General features: G+C 65.3%; 19 protein-coding genes. 12 read left to right on the forward strand and 7 right to left on the reverse strand.

All coding sequences use genetic code 11. The features are described from left to right. Nucleotides 1–242: 242 nt before the first annotated feature. Both ACUXH0_RS07615 and ACUXH0_RS07620 read left to right on the forward strand, forming a co-directional pair. Complete coding sequence (locus ACUXH0_RS07615) at nt 243–1,154, forward strand: LysR family transcriptional regulator (protein ID WP_182593855.1); 912 nt, start codon at nt 243–245, stop codon at nt 1,152–1,154. A gap of 112 nt (nt 1,155–1,266) precedes the next feature. Continuing rightward, complete coding sequence (locus tag ACUXH0_RS07620; protein ID WP_249262908.1) at nt 1,267–1,692, forward strand: hypothetical protein; 426 nt, start codon at nt 1,267–1,269, stop codon at nt 1,690–1,692. A gap of 3 nt (nt 1,693–1,695) precedes the next feature. Here ACUXH0_RS07620 and ACUXH0_RS07625 read toward each other — a convergent pair whose 3' ends face one another. Genes ACUXH0_RS07625 through ACUXH0_RS07635 form a run of 3 tightly spaced genes read right to left on the reverse strand, consistent with a single transcriptional unit; the run spans nt 1,696 to nt 4,360 of the window. Then, on the reverse strand, nt 1,696–2,280 hold the full coding sequence (locus tag ACUXH0_RS07625; protein ID WP_012436703.1) for an IMPACT family protein: 585 nt from the start codon (nt 2,278–2,280) through the stop codon (nt 1,696–1,698). 6 nt (nt 2,281–2,286) lie between these two features. Then, nucleotides 2,287–2,982, reverse strand: coding sequence for a GntR family transcriptional regulator (locus tag ACUXH0_RS07630; RefSeq protein WP_024542307.1), 696 nt, complete (start codon nt 2,980–2,982; stop codon nt 2,287–2,289). A gap of 37 nt (nt 2,983–3,019) precedes the next feature. Continuing rightward, the gene (locus ACUXH0_RS07635) at nt 3,020–4,360 is read right to left on the reverse strand and encodes a C4-dicarboxylate transporter DctA (protein ID WP_012436702.1); all 1,341 of its coding nucleotides are present in this window, start codon (nt 4,358–4,360) and stop codon (nt 3,020–3,022) included. Between the two features lie 343 nt (nt 4,361–4,703). Here ACUXH0_RS07635 and alc point away from each other — a divergent pair, with 343 nt between their 5' ends. From alc to ACUXH0_RS07655, 4 genes are all read left to right on the forward strand, one after another. Continuing rightward, a complete protein-coding gene (gene alc, locus ACUXH0_RS07640) occupies nt 4,704–5,714 on the forward strand; it encodes an allantoicase (RefSeq protein WP_012436701.1) in 1,011 nt (336 codons plus the stop codon). Further along, nucleotides 5,711–6,238, forward strand: a complete 528-nt coding sequence (locus ACUXH0_RS07645) for an ureidoglycolate lyase (RefSeq protein WP_012436700.1) — start codon at nt 5,711–5,713, stop codon at nt 6,236–6,238. The genes alc and ACUXH0_RS07645 overlap by 4 nt, the downstream gene beginning before the upstream one ends. A gap of 92 nt (nt 6,239–6,330) precedes the next feature. Further along, a complete protein-coding gene (locus tag ACUXH0_RS07650; protein ID WP_012436699.1) occupies nt 6,331–7,605 on the forward strand; it encodes a M20/M25/M40 family metallo-hydrolase in 1,275 nt (424 codons plus the stop codon). 235 nt (nt 7,606–7,840) lie between these two features. After that, complete coding sequence (locus tag ACUXH0_RS07655; protein WP_012436698.1) at nt 7,841–8,191, forward strand: arsenate reductase family protein; 351 nt, start codon at nt 7,841–7,843, stop codon at nt 8,189–8,191. Between the two features lie 125 nt (nt 8,192–8,316). Here ACUXH0_RS07655 and ACUXH0_RS07660 read toward each other — a convergent pair whose 3' ends face one another. The 3 genes from ACUXH0_RS07660 to ACUXH0_RS07670 all read right to left on the reverse strand — a co-directional run bounded on the left by ACUXH0_RS07660 (nt 8,317) and on the right by ACUXH0_RS07670 (nt 10,242). After that, entirely contained in the window at nt 8,317–8,583 is a 267-nt protein-coding gene (locus ACUXH0_RS07660; protein WP_004628714.1) for a hypothetical protein, read from the reverse strand. Between the two features lie 274 nt (nt 8,584–8,857). Then, complete coding sequence (locus ACUXH0_RS07665; protein ID WP_004628715.1) at nt 8,858–9,589, reverse strand: PolC-type DNA polymerase III domain-containing protein; 732 nt, start codon at nt 9,587–9,589, stop codon at nt 8,858–8,860. Continuing rightward, nucleotides 9,586–10,242 carry an MBL fold metallo-hydrolase gene (locus ACUXH0_RS07670; RefSeq protein ID WP_004628716.1) on the reverse strand — a complete coding sequence of 219 codons (657 nt, stop codon included), beginning with the start codon at nt 10,240–10,242 and terminating at the stop codon, nt 9,586–9,588. The genes ACUXH0_RS07665 and ACUXH0_RS07670 overlap by 4 nt, the downstream gene beginning before the upstream one ends. A 201-nt stretch (nt 10,243–10,443) precedes the next feature. Here ACUXH0_RS07670 and ACUXH0_RS07675 point away from each other — a divergent pair, with 201 nt between their 5' ends. Beyond that, complete coding sequence (locus ACUXH0_RS07675) at nt 10,444–11,175, forward strand: septal ring lytic transglycosylase RlpA family protein (RefSeq protein WP_024542308.1); 732 nt, start codon at nt 10,444–10,446, stop codon at nt 11,173–11,175. 26 nt (nt 11,176–11,201) lie between these two features. Here the strand turns inward: ACUXH0_RS07675 and rsmI are convergent, their stop codons facing one another. Beyond that, entirely contained in the window at nt 11,202–12,104 is a 903-nt protein-coding gene (gene rsmI, locus ACUXH0_RS07680; protein ID WP_004628718.1) for a 16S rRNA (cytidine(1402)-2'-O)-methyltransferase, read from the reverse strand. A 35-nt stretch (nt 12,105–12,139) separates the two neighbouring features. On the opposite strand from rsmI, the gene ACUXH0_RS07685 reads away from it, so the two are divergent. From ACUXH0_RS07685 to ACUXH0_RS07705, 5 genes are all read left to right on the forward strand, one after another. Further along, a complete protein-coding gene (locus tag ACUXH0_RS07685; RefSeq protein ID WP_004628719.1) occupies nt 12,140–12,517 on the forward strand; it encodes a YraN family protein in 378 nt (125 codons plus the stop codon). Between the two features lie 40 nt (nt 12,518–12,557). Further along, on the forward strand, nt 12,558–13,376 hold the full coding sequence (locus tag ACUXH0_RS07690) for a BON domain-containing protein (protein WP_004628720.1): 819 nt from the start codon (nt 12,558–12,560) through the stop codon (nt 13,374–13,376). A gap of 134 nt (nt 13,377–13,510) precedes the next feature. After that, nucleotides 13,511–13,867 carry a c-type cytochrome gene (locus ACUXH0_RS07695; RefSeq protein ID WP_012436696.1) on the forward strand — a complete coding sequence of 119 codons (357 nt, stop codon included), beginning with the start codon at nt 13,511–13,513 and terminating at the stop codon, nt 13,865–13,867. Then, a complete protein-coding gene (locus tag ACUXH0_RS07700; protein WP_012436695.1) occupies nt 13,864–15,156 on the forward strand; it encodes an NAD(P)/FAD-dependent oxidoreductase in 1,293 nt (430 codons plus the stop codon). Before ACUXH0_RS07695 ends, ACUXH0_RS07700 begins: the two co-directional genes overlap by 4 nt. 125 nt (nt 15,157–15,281) lie before the next feature. Further along, the gene (locus ACUXH0_RS07705) at nt 15,282–16,169 is read left to right on the forward strand and encodes an O-acetylserine/cysteine exporter (protein ID WP_012436694.1); all 888 of its coding nucleotides are present in this window, start codon (nt 15,282–15,284) and stop codon (nt 16,167–16,169) included. Nucleotides 16,170–16,317: the final 148 nt, after the last annotated feature.

A 16,317-nucleotide genomic window follows, 5' to 3' on the forward strand; every position in this document is an offset into this window, starting at 1 on the left:
GAATACCGAATTATTTTGCGTGCTGCACCAATCCGAGCGGATCAAGGTGCGGAAGAACGGCACCACTAAGCCGTTTCGGAGAGTTTTTGTGCATCGCAAAAATTCTGCCCGGCGCCCGCGCATCGATCACATCGTCACTCATCATTTCTGTCATTCGTCACAGGTGATATGCGCCAGAAAGTCGCAATCCAGGTACGGAATGCTCACTAAAATGGTCAGACATTGCGAACTGGAATGATGGAATGGACAAGCTCAAGCAGATCGAAGCGTTCATCGCCGTGGTGGAGCACGGCAGCATGGCCGCCGCCGCGCTCACGCAGGATGTGACGCCCGTCATGATCGGCCGCCGCATCAACGCGCTGGAAGCCCGCCTTGGCGTGAAGCTGCTGCATCGGTCCACCCGCCGCATTGCGGTGACGGAGCAGGGCGCGGTCTTCATGGAACAGTGCAAGAAGGCGCTGGGCGAGCTGGACCGCGCGGAGCTGCTCGTTGCCGAAGGCCGCCACAAGGCGACCGGGCACCTGATCGTCTCGGCGCCCGCAGCCTTCGGCCGCAAGCACGTCGCGCCGCATGCGCCGGACTTTCTGCGTGCCAACCCCGACGTGCGCATCTCGTTCAACCTGACCGACCGCGTGGTCGACCTCGTGCGCGAAGGCTACGACGTGGGCATCCGCATTGGCGGCGCGATCGATCCGAACTTCGTGGCGATTCGCCTGGCGTCGAACAAGCGCGTCGTGTGCGGCACGCCCGCGTACTTCGCCAAGCATGGCGTGCCGCGCACGCTCGATGATCTCGCGCCCCACAACTGCCTAGCCTTTAACCTGCAGGGCGGGCAGCAGCGCGGCTGGTATTTCCAGCAGAACGGCAAGGCCGTCACCGTGAAGGTGAACGGCAACCTCGACTGTAACGATGGTGAGTTGCTGCACCGCTGGATGGGTGAAGGCCTCGGTCTGGGCTGGCGCTCAACGTGGGAGATTCAGCCGGAGCTGGAATCCGGCGCGCTGATGACGGTGCTGGACGACTACGCGCTGCCCGACTACGACATCCTCGCCGTGTACCCGCAGCAGCGGCCGGTGCCGGCAAAGATCCGGTTCTTTATCGAACACCTGAAGTCGGTGTACGGGCAGGCAGGGTATTGGTCGCGAACGGGTTGAGCGTGCGGAAACGGATGACGGTTCCTAAACTTGTCATCAGACGCATCGCGGGTGGCGCGCTCAATGCCGGAGACTGAAGATGCTACACAGAACTGCAGTTGTCGGCGCTCTCATGCTCAGCACCTCCGCCCTGGCGTGCGATCTGACCGGGCTTGAGCACCCGCTGGTGTTCTCGCCCAGCGACTCTGCACTGCCGACCACCGAAATCCTGAAACTGGCGGAATGGGATTCGCAGCTCAAAGAAGGTTTTCGCAGCGGCGGCAAGTACCGGGTGCGCTTGCAAGAGGCGTCCGAGCCTGCTCCCGACCCAGAGCTGGCAGTGCTGCGCCTCAGGAGCATCCAGGCCGTGCTGGACGCTGTCGGAATCGAGGGCGACAAAGTCGAGTCGTCGGAAGCCGATACGCATCTACGTGCCGCGGAACGCGAGGGTGTCGCCCCCAAAATGCCGACAGCCGCCTACGTCGTTTTCCAACCGGACTGCCAGAGCCCGTGTTGCACGGGCTCCACGCCCGCCGCTCCGCTCGCTCCCGCGCGATAAACGCTAGGTAATTGCCACACGCCCCTGCGTCAAATCCCGCAACGCGACGCGCGCAGCCGCCTCGTCCGTCACCGGCAACCGCACCGTCAGCGTGACGCCCGCATCGTACGCAGCATCGACGAGCGTGTAGCCGCCATCGTCAATCCAGCGGCGGATGCGCGCCTCATCGGCGTAATCGGTGGCGAGGGTCAGCGTGGTGCTGGCGATGCGCTCCACGCGTTCGGCGTGCATGAGCGCGGTGGCGATGGCGTCCGTGTAGGCGCGCACGAGGCCGCCCGCGCCGAGCTTGACGCCGCCGAAGTAACGCACCACGGCGCCCAGCGTGCCATCCAGGTCGTGATGGCGCAGCACTTCGAGGATGGGGCGGCCCGCCGTGCCGGAGGGTTCCCCGTCATCGGACATGCCCGACTGGCCGCCCGCCAGGAGCGCCCAGCAGACGTGCGTGGCAGCGGGGTGTTCGGCGCGCAGGCGTGCAATGACGTCCATGGCGGCGGCTCGGTCTTCGACCGGCACGGCCAACCCGATAAAGCGGCTCTTCTTGATTTCCAGCTCGGCAGAAACCGGCGCGCGCAGCGTATACGTCGGCACGCGCGGTCAGGCGAGGAGGGCGGCTACGAGATCTGTCGCACGGCCGCCCGGCGATTCGAACTTGAGTGACGCCTCGGTGTGCGCCATGTGCTCTTCCATCAGAGCGATAGCGCCTTCCACGTCACCGCGCTTAGCGGCGTCCAGGAGAGCTGTGTGCTCCTCCGATGAACGCACGGCGTCGTACGTCGACTGATACATCATCGTGATCACCGAGCTGCGGGCGGAAAGCTCGTACAGCATTTCCTTGAGCACGCTGTTCCCGACCACGTCGGCCATCAGGAGGTGAAAGTCGGCCATCAGGCGATTGCGGCGCGGGACGTCCGACAGGTCGCCGCTGGCCGCCACCTTGTGCTCTTCGGCCAGGTGCTTTTCCAGCCGCTTGTAATCGGCGGGCGTCGCTTTGGCGATGAACTCGCGCACCAGCGCAACCTCCAGCACGCGGCGCACCGCAAAGACCTCGCGCGCCTCGGTCTCGTCGGGTTTGGCCACGAAGGCGCCCCGATCGGGCTCCATGCGGATGAGCTTGTCCTTGGCCAGCATTAGCAGCGCTGCGCGAATCTTCGTGCGGCTGACGTGGTAGACCCGCGCCAGCGCCTCTTCGCGCAGCTTGGTGCCCGGCGGCAGCCGATGCGCGACGATCGCCTGGGCGATGTCATCGGCAATGCCTTCGGAGGAGATGTCGGCGGCGGTGGTTTCAGTCATGGCGCCGATTTTACCGCCGTCCGACAACAGCGCCGCTTCAGGCATGCGGCAGCGTATGGGCTGCAGGTGCCGCAACGCCAAGGCCGTGCGGAATCGCTTCGCCTTCTTCGGTGATGTCGATCTTGCCGTCGAGCACCGCATTGGCGCGTACGCGGTCGATGTCTTTCTCCCACGCCGCGATGACGACCGTTGCGACGCAGTTGCCGATCAGGTTGCCCAGCGCACGGGCAATGCCGATGAACCAGTCGACGGAGAGCACCAGCACCAGGCCGATCGCCGGAATGGCCGGAATGACCGACAGCGTGGCCGCCAGAATCACGATGGCCGAACCCGGAATGCCGTGCGCGCCCTTGGAGGTGACGAGCGCCACGCCCAGGATCAGCAGCAGATCCTGCAGCGCCAGCGGCGTATTGGTCGCCTGTGCAATGAACACGGCGGCCAGCGTCAGATAGATCGAAAACGCATCGAGGTTGAACGAGTAGCCCGTCGGGATGACAAGGCCGACCACCGAGCGTTTGATGCCCATCTTTTCCAGCTTGTTCATGATGGACGGCAGCACTGCGTCGGACGACGCCGTGCCCAGCACCACCAGCAGTTCCGCGCGTAGGAAGCGGATCAGCTTGAAGATGTTGAAGCCCGCCAGGCGCAGGATCGTGCCGAGCACCACCACCACGAAGATCGCCACGGCTGCATAGAACAGCAGCACCAGGAAGCCCAGTTGCTTGAGCGAACCTGCGCCGTACTTGCCGACGGTAAAGGCCACCGCGCCCAGCACGCCCAGCGGCGCCAGGCGGATGATCACGGCCATCATGCGGAACAGCACATGCGAGAGCTGATCGATCAGGTTGACCAGCGGCTTGGTCCGCTCTCCTAGCAGCGAGAGGGAGCAGCCGAACAGGATCGACACCAGCAGCACCTGCAGGATGTCGCCCTTCACAAAGCCGCTGACGAACGTATCGGGAATCAGCTTGAGGAAGAACGCTGCAACGCCGGTCGATTCCACCTGCTTGGCGGTGGTCATGTATGACGCCATGGCCGCCGGATCGAGCGTCTTAGGATCCACATTCATGCCGTGGCCCGGCCCGAACAGATAGGCCAGCGCAATGCCCAGCGCCAGCGCGATCGTCGTGACGATCTCGAAGTAGATGACGGCCTTGCCGCCCACGCGCCCGACCTTCTTCAGCTCGCCGGCGCCGCAGATCCCCACCACCACGACGGAGAAGACGATCGGCGCGATCAGCATCTTGATCAGCTTCAGAAAACCATCACCGAGCGGCTGCAGCTTCTGCGCAAATTCGGGCGCCCAGATGCCCAGCGCGATGCCCACCGCCAGGGCAATCAAAACCTGCCCGAACAACGGGCGCGTAAAGCGTTGCATGGTGAATCCTCCTTTGGATTACGGGTGTCTCAAGCCGCGCCCAATCGTCTAGTTCGGTTTGCTGCGATTGTCGTCACGGCTTTGTTTCGCTCACTGGATTGCAACGAATTGTTGCGACGAATTGTCGAGCGTTGACGGCATCATAGGCGATCCAATTTTTGTATGCAATTTTTGAATTCACATGCTAGGATCGACCCATGCAGTCCCGCGAAGCCTTGTGCTTCCGCCGTTTACGCTGCACTTCCGGCGTTCCCATCGCCACAGTTTCGAGTGTCCTGACTCGCCGTTTTTGTTCGATGGGCTGGCCGTATAACATCCAGAGACAAACACCAAGGAGTTCCACATGGCGATGCCTACGCTCGATCCGAACGCGCCGGATTTCACGCGCCGATATCCGAACCTGGCGGACCCCCGCCTTGGCGCCGAGGCCACGTTCGCGACCGACGAATTCTTCGCACCGAAAGACCGCATGCTCAATCCCGAGCCGGCGGTGTTCATTCCCGGCAAGTACGACGACCACGGCAAGTGGATGGATGGCTGGGAAACGCGTCGCCGCCGCAATGGTGGCTATGACCACTGCATCGTCCGCCTGGCCCGCCCGGGCGTCGTGAAGGGTGTGGACATCGACACCAGCCACTTCACAGGCAACTTTCCGCCGGCCGCTTCCATCGAAGCTGCCTATCTGCCGGATGGCGAGCCGACCGATGCCACACAGTGGACTGAAATCGTTCCGTCGACCACGCTGCAAGGCAACAGTCACGCCTACGTGGCCGTGGCCAGCACGCAAGCCTTCACGCACCTGCGCGTGAACATCTTCCCGGATGGCGGCATCGCGCGCCTGCGCGTCTACGGCCAGCCGCAGGTCGACTGGAAGGGCGCGGACCGCACCAAGCTGTTCGACCTGGCCGCCATGGAAAACGGCGCCTACGTGGTCGAAGCGAACAACGAACATTTTGGGCCGGCTTCCCGCATGCTGATGCCGGGCCGTGGCGTGAACATGGGCGATGGCTGGGAAACGCGCCGCCGCCGCGAACCGGGCAACGACTGGTGCGTGATCGCCCTGGCCAACCCGGGCCGCATCCGCAAGATCGAAGTCGACACCGCCCACTTCAAGGGCAACTTCGCTGACCGCGTTTCCATCCAGGCCGCCCGCGTGGTGGGCGGCACCGACAGCTCGCTGAAGACGCAGGCGATGTTCTGGCAAACGCTGCTGCCCGAGCAGAAGCTGCAGATGGATCTGCAGCACTACTACGAGGCGGAAATCGCCGACCTGGGCATCGTCACGCACGTGCGCTTCAACATGTTCCCGGACGGTGGTGTGTCGCGTCTGCGCCTGTGGGGGGTGATCGAATGAGCCAAGAAACCGCCGCACGCATTGCGCTGACCATCGAGCCGCTCACGCGCGAAGCCTTCGCGCCGTTCGGCGATGTGATCGAGCTGGAAGGGGCCAAGCAATTCCCCATCAACCAGGGCACGACCATCCGCTTTCACGACCTCGCCAACGTCGATGTGGGCGAGGGCGGCCGCGCGCTGATCAGCCTGTTCCGTGGCCAGCCGCGTACGCTGCCGTTCGAGATCAAGATGCTGGAGCGCCACCCGCGTGGCAGCCAGGCCTTCATCCCGCAGAACGACAAGCCGTATCTGGTGGTTGTGGCGCCGGCCGGCGAGCTGGATCCGTCCAAGTTGCGCGCGTTCGTCTCGCGTGGCTGGCAAGGCGTGAACTATGCGCGCGGCGTGTGGCATCACCCGCTGCTGGCCCTGGGCGAGGTGAGCGATTTCATCGTCGTCGACCGTGGTGGCGAAGGCCACAACTGCGACGAGCAAGACCTGGCCGAATCGGTGTGGTTGACCGCCGAGGCCATGCAGGGCGCGCTGTAAGCATCGCATCATCGGTGCCGATCCTGAGCCCCCGCACAACGGGGGCTCAGTCACTTTCAATCTCCGTCCCCCGCAATCAGCGAGACATCGACATGACCCAGGCCCAACTTGCTACCCCCGGCATCGATGCGGATATCCGCGCGTTTGTCGAGGCCGCGCACGCGCAGCAGATTGAATTCCTGCGCGAGCTGGTGAAGGTGCCGTCGGACAACCCGTCCGGCGATTGCGCTCCGCATGCCGTGCGCGCCAAGGCGCTGCTGGAGGCGCTGGGCCTGACGGTCGAGGCGCATGCCGTGCCGCAGGCGCAGGTACGTGCCGCCGGCATGGTCAGCGCCACCAACCTGATCGTGCGGCACACCTTCGGTAGCGGCGGCCCCACGGTTGCCATGAACGCACACGGCGATGTCGTCCCGCCCGGCCTTGGCTGGACGCACGATCCGTACGGCGGCGAGACCGTCGAGACCGAACACGGCCCCACCATGTTCGGCCGCGGCGTGGCGGTGTCCAAGTCGGACTTCGCCACGTACACGTGGGCGCTGCTTGCGCTGATCGACGCGGAAAAGCGCGGCGCGAAGCTCAATGGCACCGTCGAACTCCATTTCACCTACGACGAAGAAACCGGCGGCGATATCGGCCCGAAGTGGCTGCTGGATCAGGGCTTAAGCAAGCCCGATTACGCCATCTCCGCCGGCTTTGCCTATGGCATCACTTCGGCGCACAACGGCTGCCTGCACGTGCAGGTGACGGTGCGCGGCAAGCAGGCGCACGCTGCCATGCCGCATACGGGCATCGACGCCATCGAGGCAGCCACGCATATCCTGCAAGCCGTGTATGCCTATCGCGCAGAACTCGCAACGCGCAAATCCGCCGTGCCGGGCATCGACCACGTAACGCTCAACGTCGGTTTGATCCAGGGCGGCATCAACACCAACGTGGTGCCCGATCTGGTGACGTTCCGCGTTGACCGCCGGATGATTCCTGAAGAAGCCGGGCGCGATGCAGAAGGCGAACTGCGCGCCGTGATCGAGCGCGCGGCGGCAGAACGGCCGGGGATCGAGGTTTCAGTCGAACGCATTCTCTTGGCAGAGCCGCTTGCCGAACTGCCGGGCGTGGACGCGCTGATTGGCGCGCTGCGACGGAATGCGCTGGCGGTGTTTGGTGGCGATGTGCCGGTGCACGGCGTGCCGCTGTATACCGATGCGCGGCATTACACGGCGCATGGCGTGCCGACGGTCCTGTATGGCGCGGGGCCGCGCACGTTGATGGAAGCGCGTGGGCACAACACGGATGAGAACCTGCGGTTGAATGATCTGCGGGGCGCGACTGTGGTGGTGGGGTGCGCTGTGGGGGAGTTGTTGGGCGGATGATTGATATCGCTTGATGGCATTGTTTTGCGGGGTCGGCTTTGGTCGGCCCTTTTGCTTTTGGGTTTTTTTTTGGGACTTGGCGGTCCATCCCCCTTTCGGTCCCGGCAGGGAACGAAACAGGGGTGCACCAACAAGCTCAAAAATCACGAACCCCCTCACAACCAACCACGAAACCAGCAACCACACGCCAGCCCTTAAGATTGCTGCACGTTCCATCAAGCCAAAACCAGAGCCCATGCAGATCTACCACAACCCCCGCTGCTCCAAATCCCGCACCGCCCTCGAACAAGCCCAATCCTTCGCCGCAAAAAACGGCGAACAACTCGAGGTCATCGAATACCTGGCCACGCCGCCCACGCTGGCCGACCTCAAAAAGCTCGCAGCGCAACTCGACACACCGCTGCGCAGCCTGATCCGCGAAAACGAAGACGAATACGCGCAACTCAATCTGGCCGATGCATCCGATGACGCGCTGCTCAAGGCCATCGCAGCACATCCGAAGCTGCTGCAGCGCCCAGTGCTCGTTCGCAACGGCCGCGCCACCATCGGTCGCACGCCCGAAGCGCTCGACGTATTCCTGAAGTAATTCACCGCGCCCCACAAAGTTGAACGGCCTGCCGATTTCCATCGGACAGGCCGTTCAGGGGTGGCCGTATCTCGCTTTGCGCGAGGGCCGGGGCTGCGTCCGTCAAGACGCGCAAGGGCACCGGTTTATTCCAGGCCCATCCATCGAGCCATTTCTGACCCGAAACCTACTGCCAGCAGGGCGGCAAGCACCACTGCCAGCGCCGCCGCGGTCGAGACCATGGCGACTTTCATGACTTCTGCGTCGTGGTGCGCGTTGCTGTGCGTGTGATGCAGATGCTGCGCACGCATGCTCAACGGAACCGCCTTCGCAGAGGATTTGCGATGCCAATGCAAGCGCTCCGTCATCGCTCGCAAGTGTTGCGTGTCAAACGCGTCACGGGAAAATCGCACCGCGGTACCTCCCGTTGTTGGCTGATAGCCGACGCCGGCACGCACCGGCGTCGGGGGCACGTGCGGCCCGAAGACGATACGGCAAGCAAATGGCGTATGCGAGTGGCTTTGCTTGTCGGCGCCGGGTGGCGCAGTCGTCTGGTCGCCTCGCACAAACCCAGCGTAGACGGGGGTTTGCGACCCCGCAAGTTGCGTTGCGGCATGGTGCGCGAATCACGCGGGCAAGAGGCAAACCGCGCGCGGGTCTTCGCGAAATGCGTGACGTGTCCGGCGCTCAATCCTGAGCAGATTGCTGGGACACTTGTGCGGCGGCGCGCTCGCCTTCGCGCTTGCGCAGTTCGGCGAGCATGTTGCAGAAGAGCGCGCCTTGCTCTTTTGCGTCATCCAGCGCGATATGCGTGTGCGGCAGCGGGTCGTGCCAGTGCTCGGGGAAGGCCGCTTTGACGTTGCGCCGATACGGCATGCCAGTGAGCGCAAAAGCTAGCGTCTTGATGTCGAGCGCCGCCCAGCCAAACGGCGAGCGCCCTGCAAATCGCATCATGTACCAGAACATGTACGTGAAATCGAAGCCCGCCGGAAACGCCACGAACACGGGCTTGCCGGGCAAACTCTCGATCCATTCCACGTAACGCGGCAGGGCCACCTCGGGCGCTTCGAGGTTCGTGCGGCACGCGGCCCATGCCTCGGGCTGCGTTTTCCACCATTGCATCTGGATCGGGTGGCCTTCTGCGCCCGGCAGCGTTTCAAGGTTCGCTTCAAACGTGCCGACGAGCGTCTTGTCGGCCAGGTACGCCGCGCTGGCAAAGCTCAGCATCGAATGCGGTCCGGGGATGGGGCCGTCGGCCTCGATGTCTGTGCTGACGTAGATTTCGGGCCGCGTGTCGGGCAGCTGGTTGCCCCGCTTGCGGCGGGGCTTGTCGGCCGGCGCAGCGGGCGCGCTGTCGGCGAAGGGGTCGTCGCTCTCGTTGGCGCTGTCCTTGGCGCTGTCGTTGGTGGTCCCGCTCATGCTGAGCCCTCGTTGGCAAACAGGCGGTCAGCAACGTACGGGTTGCTGGCGCGCTCCTCGCCAAAGGTCGAGACCGGCCCATGGCCCGGCACAAAGGTGACGTCGTCGCCGAGTGGCCACAGCTTGGTACGGATCGCGTTGATCAGGTCCGCATGGTTGCCACGCGGAAAATCGGTGCGGCCGATCGACCCCGCGAACAGCACGTCGCCGACGATGGCAACGCGGTCTTGCGCGCTGAAGAACACCACGTGGCCGGGTGTGTGGCCAGGACAGTGGAACACCTGCAGTGTGCGGCCTGCGGCTTCCACGGTGTCGCCGTCTTCCAGCCAGCGGTCGGGCACGAACGCCTTGGCGGGCGGAAAGCCAAAGCGCTGGCTCTGCGCTGGCAGCTGATCGATCCAGAACGCTTCATCCTTCTGCGGCCCTTCGATCGGCACGCCGAGCTGCGTGCGCAGGGCGTCGGCGGCGGCGCAGTGGTCGACGTGGCCATGCGTGAGCAGGATTTTTTCGATGCGCGCGCCGTGTTGCTTGGCGGCAGCCAGGATGCGCTCGATATCGCCGCCCGGGTCGGTGACGGCGGCAGTGCCATCGTCACCAATCAGCAGCGTGCAGTTCTGTTCAAACGGCGTAACGGGGACGACAACGACTTTCATGTGATCTTATGTGCGCATTTGCACGTGGCAGGGATAACCCGATTGTATCGGGCCGAGCCCGCGCCAGCACTGGGCTTGCGGGGTGCGCCGTTACATCGGAAAGAAAATATTACAAAATTGGTGCGAGATGACAGCATGATGTGATCGTTTTAATAGGAAATGTAAATAAACGATCGAAGCATGCATGTTAGACTCGCGGCCATGCTCAAGTTGACCCGTCCGATTTCCAGCCTTCCGGCCGGCCGCACCCTGCGTGCCTGGCTGACGCATGGCACCGCGCTGCTGGTGCTGGCGGGCTGTGCCGCAGTTCCTAGCGAACCGCCCGCGGGCAGGCAATCCGGTCTTCAGGCCAGCAAACCCGCTGCGCCTGCATTGAAGCTGGCCGACCCGCGCGACAACCCCGATGCCTGGGGCACGCTGTCGTTCCGTGGCGTGCCGGATTCGAGCAGCCTCAAGCTCGACGAGAACACCGATACGAGCCCCGGCCTGCGCGCTGACCTCGGCACCTTCGAACAGCGCGGCCTGGCGTCTTGGTACGGCCGCGGCTTCCACGGCCGCCGCACCGCCAGCGGCGAGCGCTTCGATATGCATGCATTCACGGTGGCGCATCCGTCGCTGCCGCTGCAGAGCTGGGTGCTGGTGCGCAATCTCGCCAATGACCGCGTGGTCGTGGCCAAGGTGACCGATCGCGGCCCCTACTATGGCAAGCGCATCCTCGACATGTCGTATGCCGCGGCCAAGCGGCTGGACTTCGTCAAGCGCGGCTCGACGCAGGTGGAAATCCGCCGACTGTCACGGGCGGAAGTTGAAGCGCTGCGCCCTGAGCTGACGCAGACCGATGTCGCCAGCAACGACGGCGATGCCGATGTGGGTGGTGATGAACCCGCACCGGCGAAGAAGAAGGCGATGAAGCGCCGCGCCAAGCACCGCTGAGCCGCTGATTCGGCCACCGTCCTGCCTCAGTCCTTCCCTTCGTTTTTCAACGCCAGCGCGCTCTGATACAGCGTGTCTACCGACGCGCCCGTAATCGCTCCGGCCAGCTTGGCTGCGCGCTTGGCGGGCAGCTCGACCAATAGCAGACGCAAGACCTGATCCGCCGCCATGGCGGTCGGTGCCGCGTCCTGCGCGCCTGCGCCTTCCACGACCAGCACGAATTCACCCTTGCCGTGCGAGGCATCGGCGGCAAGCCATGCGGGCCCATCCGCAGCGGGCAGCACGACGATCTGCTCGAACAGCTTGGTCAACTCGCGGCCGATCAGGATGCGTCGGGCGGGCAGGTGTTCTGCCAACGCGGCGAGCGTGGCCTCGATGCGATGCGGCGCCTCGTACAGAACCCATGCCGGCCCGTGCGTGGCCCATTGGCGGATGGCCGCTTCGCGCTGCCCGGCCTTGGGCGGCAGGAAGCCGACGAAGGTGAACTGCCCGCCGGACGTGTCGAGCAATTCCCCGGCGGCGGAAAGCGCCGTCACCACCGCGCTCGCGCCCGGTAGCGGAATCACGCGCTGGCCTGCAGCGCGCACCGCCTCGACAATGCGCGAGCCCGGGTCCGATACGCCCGGCGTGCCCGCATCCGACACATAGGCGATGCGCTCGCCCTGCGCCAGCCGCGCGACGATGCGCGCCGCGGCCTCGCGCTCGTTGTGTTCGTGCGCCGCGAGCATCGGCCGCGACAGCCCCAGCCGATGGAGCAGTTGCCCGGTATTGCGCGTGTCTTCGCAGGCCACCGCGTCGACGATGCCCAGCACGTAACGCGCCCGCAGCGACACGTCGGCAGCGTTCCCGATGGGGGTAGCCACCACATATAATGCGCCGGCGGGATAGTGCTGGTCGTGCGCCAGCAGGGTCCAGTCAGGATCACTCACGAGAACTTCTCTCTGTTACTTGATTCAAACCGCGAATGCATGCGCCGCAGCCCATCACAGCCGCCACCGGTGAAGCCGGTGAAGACCGCGCGCTGCGCTACTTGCAGGCACGCGGGTTGGCCGTGGTCAGCCGCAATTATCGCTGCAAGGGCGGCGAGATCGATCTGGTGATGCGCGATGCCGCCGGCGCGCTGGTGTTCGTTGAAGTGCGTGCCCGCGTGGCGCGCTCCACGCAGCGCTTCGGCGGGGCGGCCGCAAGTGTCACGCCCGCCAAGCAGCGTCGCCTGATTGCCGCGGCTGAAGATTTTCTCGCGCGGCAGGTTGAAGATGTGCCGGCCTGCCGTTTTGACGTCATCGCCATCGATGGCGCGCGTATCGAATGGATGCGCGATGCCTTTGGTGTTGACGCATGAACCCCGCTCTTCTTTCTTCCGCACTTCATTCAAGGACAGCATGAAACTCTCGTCGCCTACGTTTGCCCGTTTCCGTCGCACGGTCACGCGCACCGCCGTGCTGGCCGCCCTGGCCGGCATGACCGCAACGCAGTTGACCGCCTGCTTCCCGCTGTTTGCGGGCGCCGTGGCCGGCGGCGTGGCGCTTGCGACCGACCGGCGCCCAACCGCCACCCAGACCATCGACCGCGGCCTGCAGATGGAAGCCGAGAACACGCTGATCTCGCGCTACGACGGCCGCGCCCACGTGAACGTGACGGTCTACAACCGCAAGGTCCTGCTGACCGGCGAAGCCGGCACTGAGCAGACCAAGCAGGAGATCGGCCAATACGCGCAGAAGCTGCAGAACGCACGTGAGGTCGTCAACGAGATCGTGGTGACGCCGGAGTCGAGCACGTTCGGCTCGCGCACCAATGACACGTACATCACCACCAAGGTGAAGAGCGTGCTGGCCGGCACGGAAGGCCTGCCCTGGAACTCCATCAAGGTGACCACCGAAGCGCAGACCGTCTTCCTGCTGGGCGTGGTGACCGAGGCCGAAGGCAACCGCGCCACCGAAGCCGTGCGCACCGTGAGCGGCGTCAACAAGGTCGTGAAGGTGTTCGACTACGTGACCGAAGACGAGCGCAAGCGCCTGGACGCCAATGCCACGTCGACCAACCCGTCGACCGCGCCCGACGCGTCGCAAGGCACGCCAACCCGCACGCAGGGTACGCCGACGGCCACGCAGGCACCGGCCCCGGTCACGTCGGCCGCGCCGGGCGTGACCGTGTCGCCCACCACCTCGCCCGCGCTGCCGCCGGGCAAGCAACTGCCGTAAGCCAGCGCGGCCACACCGCATCGCAAGAAACGCAGCCACCGCGCTGCGTTTTTTGTTGGCTGCACGCATCACAGGGCGCATGGCCGGCCGTGCGTGTTAGCGTATGACGCTCCCGCGACTTCGCAGCCCCCCCGATGCCCGTCGTCCACCGCCCTGCCGCCGCAGCACTGCTTGCGGCGCTGCTTACGGCCCCTGCGCCCGATGTGGCCCATGCGGCCGATCATCCCCCCACCAATCTGCAGGCCCGCACCTGGGCTGCCACGTGCGCCAGCTGCCATCACGCCGATACCGCCCCTGGCGCCAAGCTCCCCGCGCAGACGTTGCCGCCGCTGACCGGTCGCTCGCAGGCCGAGCTGATCGACACCATGCAAGCCTTTCGCAGCGGCGCGCGCCCCTCCACGGTGATGGGCCAGATCGCCCGCGGTTATGACGATGCGCAGATCGCCGCCATTGCCGGCTGGCTGTCGCGCCAACCGCAGGAGGCGCCATGAGCGAACGGCTGCGCAAGGATCGACGCGCACTCCTGCGTGCGCTCGGGGCAACTGCGCTTGCCGGGCCGCTGGCCGCATGCGCTTCGCTGTCGGGTGTGCGCAATGCGCGCGTTGTAGTGGTTGGCGGCGGCTACGGCGGCGCGACGGCTGCCAAGTATGTGCGCGTGTTTTCCGGCGGCCATGTCGACGTGACGCTGGTCGAGCCGAACGCCGCGTTCGTCTCATGCCCGCTGTCGAATCTCGTGCTGTCGGGCGACCGTGACATGGCGTCGATCACCGTGCCGTATGACGCGCTGGTCGAGCGCCACGGCGTGCGGTGGGTGCGCGACCGCGCATCGGCCATCGACCCTGGCGCCAAGCAGGTGCGGCTGGCAGGCGGCGGCACGCTTGATTACGACCGGCTGATCCTCTCGCCCGGCATCGATTTCGTGCCCGGAGCCATCCCGGGTCTCGCCAATGCGGCCACCGCGGCGCAGGCGCCGCACGCATGGAAGGCCGGCGTGCAGACGCTGGCGCTGCGCCATCGGCTCGAAGCCATGCCCAACGGCGGCACGGTGGCGATCAGCATTCCGCTGGCGCCATACCGCTGCCCGCCCGCGCCGTACGAGCGTGCGTGCCTGATCGCCAACTGGCTGCAGCGCGCCAAGCCCGATTCGCGCGTGCTCATCCTCGATGCCAACGACGACGTCACGTCCAAGGGGGCGCTGTTCAAGCGCGTGTGGGCAGAGCGTTATCCACAGCACATCGAATATCGCCCGCAATACAACGCCGTCGACATCGATGCCACGGGCCGCGTGCTCAAGTTCGATGTGCAGGACGACGTGCAGGCCGATGTCGTCAACCTGATCCCGCCGCAGCGCGCCGGGGCGATTGCCGTGCAAGCCGGGTTGGCGACGGCCAACGGGCGCTGGTGCGAAGTGGACTTCCTGTCGTTTGAATCCAAGGTGGCGCCGGGCGTGCATGTGATTGGCGATGCCATCCAGACCGCGCCGCTGATGCCCAAGTCGGGCCACATGGCCAATCAGCACGGCAAGGTGGCCGCCGCCGCCGTGGTGGCGATGCTGGCCGGGCACGCGCCCGATGCGTCACCGCTGTACACCAACACCTGCTACAGCTTTGCCACGCCCGACGAGGCCATGCACGTGGCAACCGTCCACCGTTACGACGCGACCGAGCACACCATGGTGACGGTGCCCGGCGCCGGCGGGCTTTCCGACGTGCCTTCCGCAGCGGAGGGCAAGCTGGCGCAAGGCTGGAGCCGCGCCATCTGGTCGGACATGCTCGGTTGAATGTCAGGCGGAAGGTGCGGCCCCGGGCACAAACAATGCGCAAGATTGTGCAAGTCGTGTAAGCGGCCCGCGCCTACAGTGCGTCATGTGGCCGCACGGGCGGCCGTCCGAACCTTCCGATCATCATGTCTCCCAAGGATCTGCTGCTGGCCCTGACCGTTGTGCTGGTGTGGGGCGTCAACTTCGTCGTCATCAAGGTGGGCCTGCACGGCGTGCCGCCCATGCTGCTGGGTGCGCTGCGCTTTGCGCTGGTCGCCTTCCCGGCTGTGCTGTTCGTGCCACGCCCAAAGATTGCGCTCAAGTGGCTGGTGGCTTACGGCGCCACCATCAGCTTCGGGCAGTTCGCGTTCCTGTTCTCCGCCATGTATGTGGGCATGCCGGCGGGGCTGGCCTCGCTGGTGCTGCAGTCGCAGGCGTTCTTTACGCTGACGATTGCCGCCATCGTGCTGCGCGAGCCGATCCGCTGGTTCCATCTGGCCGGCATGGCGGTGGCCGCGGGCGGGTTGGCCGCTATCGGCATGGCGGGCGGCGGCTCGGTCACGGGCATGACCACCGCCGGCTTCTTGCTGACGCTGTGCGCGGCGTTTTCGTGGGCCAGCGGCAACATCGTCACCAAGCGGATCGGGCCGGTGAATGTGGTGAGCCTGGTGGTGTGGGGTGCGGCCATCCCGCCGGTTCCGTTCTTCCTGCTGTCGTACTGGCTGGAGGGGCCGGAGCAGATTGCGCACAGCCTGGCGAACATCAGCGCGTCGAGCATCGGCGCGATCGTCTACCTGTCCTTTGGCGCCACCATCTTCGGCTACAGCCTGTGGAGCCGCCTGCTGGCGCGCTACGCGGCCAGCCAGGTTGCGCCGCTCACGCTGCTGGTGCCGGTGGTGGGGCTGGTGTCGGCGGCCGTGCTGCTGGGCGAGCGCCTGGTGCCGGCCCAATGGCTGGGCGGCGCCGTGGTGATGGCCGGGCTGCTGCTCAACGTGTTTGGCGGCCGGCTGGCGGCGCGGCGGGCGATGGCCTGATCGCCGCATCCCCATCAAACCAGCGCCCGGGCCGAAAAGTACCGGGCGTTTTGCTTTGCGGGCGACATTTGCGGGCGACATAGGATTTGGCCTGTTTCGGGCACAATACCGGGTCCGATTCCCGCCATTTCGCCCGCACACGCATGCG

The sequence above is a fragment of the Ralstonia sp. 110700041-2 genome, from assembly GCF_056280165.1.

What these genes read in the sequence shown, in the direction of transcription:
- ACUXH0_RS07675 (WP_024542308.1), top strand. Translation starts at nt 10,444, where the DNA reads ATGCTCAAGTTGACCCGTCCGATTTCCAGCCTTCCGGCCGGCCGCACC.
- ACUXH0_RS07705 (WP_012436694.1), top strand. Translation starts at nt 15,282, where the DNA reads ATGTCTCCCAAGGATCTGCTGCTGGCCCTGACCGTTGTGCTGGTGTGG.
- alc (WP_012436701.1), top strand. Translation starts at nt 4,704, where the DNA reads ATGGCGATGCCTACGCTCGATCCGAACGCGCCGGATTTCACGCGCCGA.
- ACUXH0_RS07645 (WP_012436700.1), top strand. Translation starts at nt 5,711, where the DNA reads ATGAGCCAAGAAACCGCCGCACGCATTGCGCTGACCATCGAGCCGCTC.
- ACUXH0_RS07620 (WP_249262908.1), top strand. Translation starts at nt 1,267, where the DNA reads ATGCTCAGCACCTCCGCCCTGGCGTGCGATCTGACCGGGCTTGAGCAC.
- ACUXH0_RS07695 (WP_012436696.1), top strand. Translation starts at nt 13,511, where the DNA reads ATGCCCGTCGTCCACCGCCCTGCCGCCGCAGCACTGCTTGCGGCGCTG.
- ACUXH0_RS07650 (WP_012436699.1), top strand. Translation starts at nt 6,331, where the DNA reads ATGACCCAGGCCCAACTTGCTACCCCCGGCATCGATGCGGATATCCGC.
- ACUXH0_RS07700 (WP_012436695.1), top strand. Translation starts at nt 13,864, where the DNA reads ATGAGCGAACGGCTGCGCAAGGATCGACGCGCACTCCTGCGTGCGCTC.
- ACUXH0_RS07685 (WP_004628719.1), top strand. Translation starts at nt 12,140, where the DNA reads ATGCATGCGCCGCAGCCCATCACAGCCGCCACCGGTGAAGCCGGTGAA.
- ACUXH0_RS07630 (WP_024542307.1), bottom strand. Translation starts at nt 2,982, where the DNA reads ATGACTGAAACCACCGCCGCCGACATCTCCTCCGAAGGCATTGCCGAT.
- ACUXH0_RS07635 (WP_012436702.1), bottom strand. Translation starts at nt 4,360, where the DNA reads ATGCAACGCTTTACGCGCCCGTTGTTCGGGCAGGTTTTGATTGCCCTG.
- ACUXH0_RS07615 (WP_182593855.1), top strand. Translation starts at nt 243, where the DNA reads ATGGACAAGCTCAAGCAGATCGAAGCGTTCATCGCCGTGGTGGAGCAC.
- ACUXH0_RS07655 (WP_012436698.1), top strand. Translation starts at nt 7,841, where the DNA reads ATGCAGATCTACCACAACCCCCGCTGCTCCAAATCCCGCACCGCCCTC.
- ACUXH0_RS07665 (WP_004628715.1), bottom strand. Translation starts at nt 9,589, where the DNA reads ATGAGCGGGACCACCAACGACAGCGCCAAGGACAGCGCCAACGAGAGC.
- ACUXH0_RS07670 (WP_004628716.1), bottom strand. Translation starts at nt 10,242, where the DNA reads ATGAAAGTCGTTGTCGTCCCCGTTACGCCGTTTGAACAGAACTGCACG.
- ACUXH0_RS07690 (WP_004628720.1), top strand. Translation starts at nt 12,558, where the DNA reads ATGAAACTCTCGTCGCCTACGTTTGCCCGTTTCCGTCGCACGGTCACG.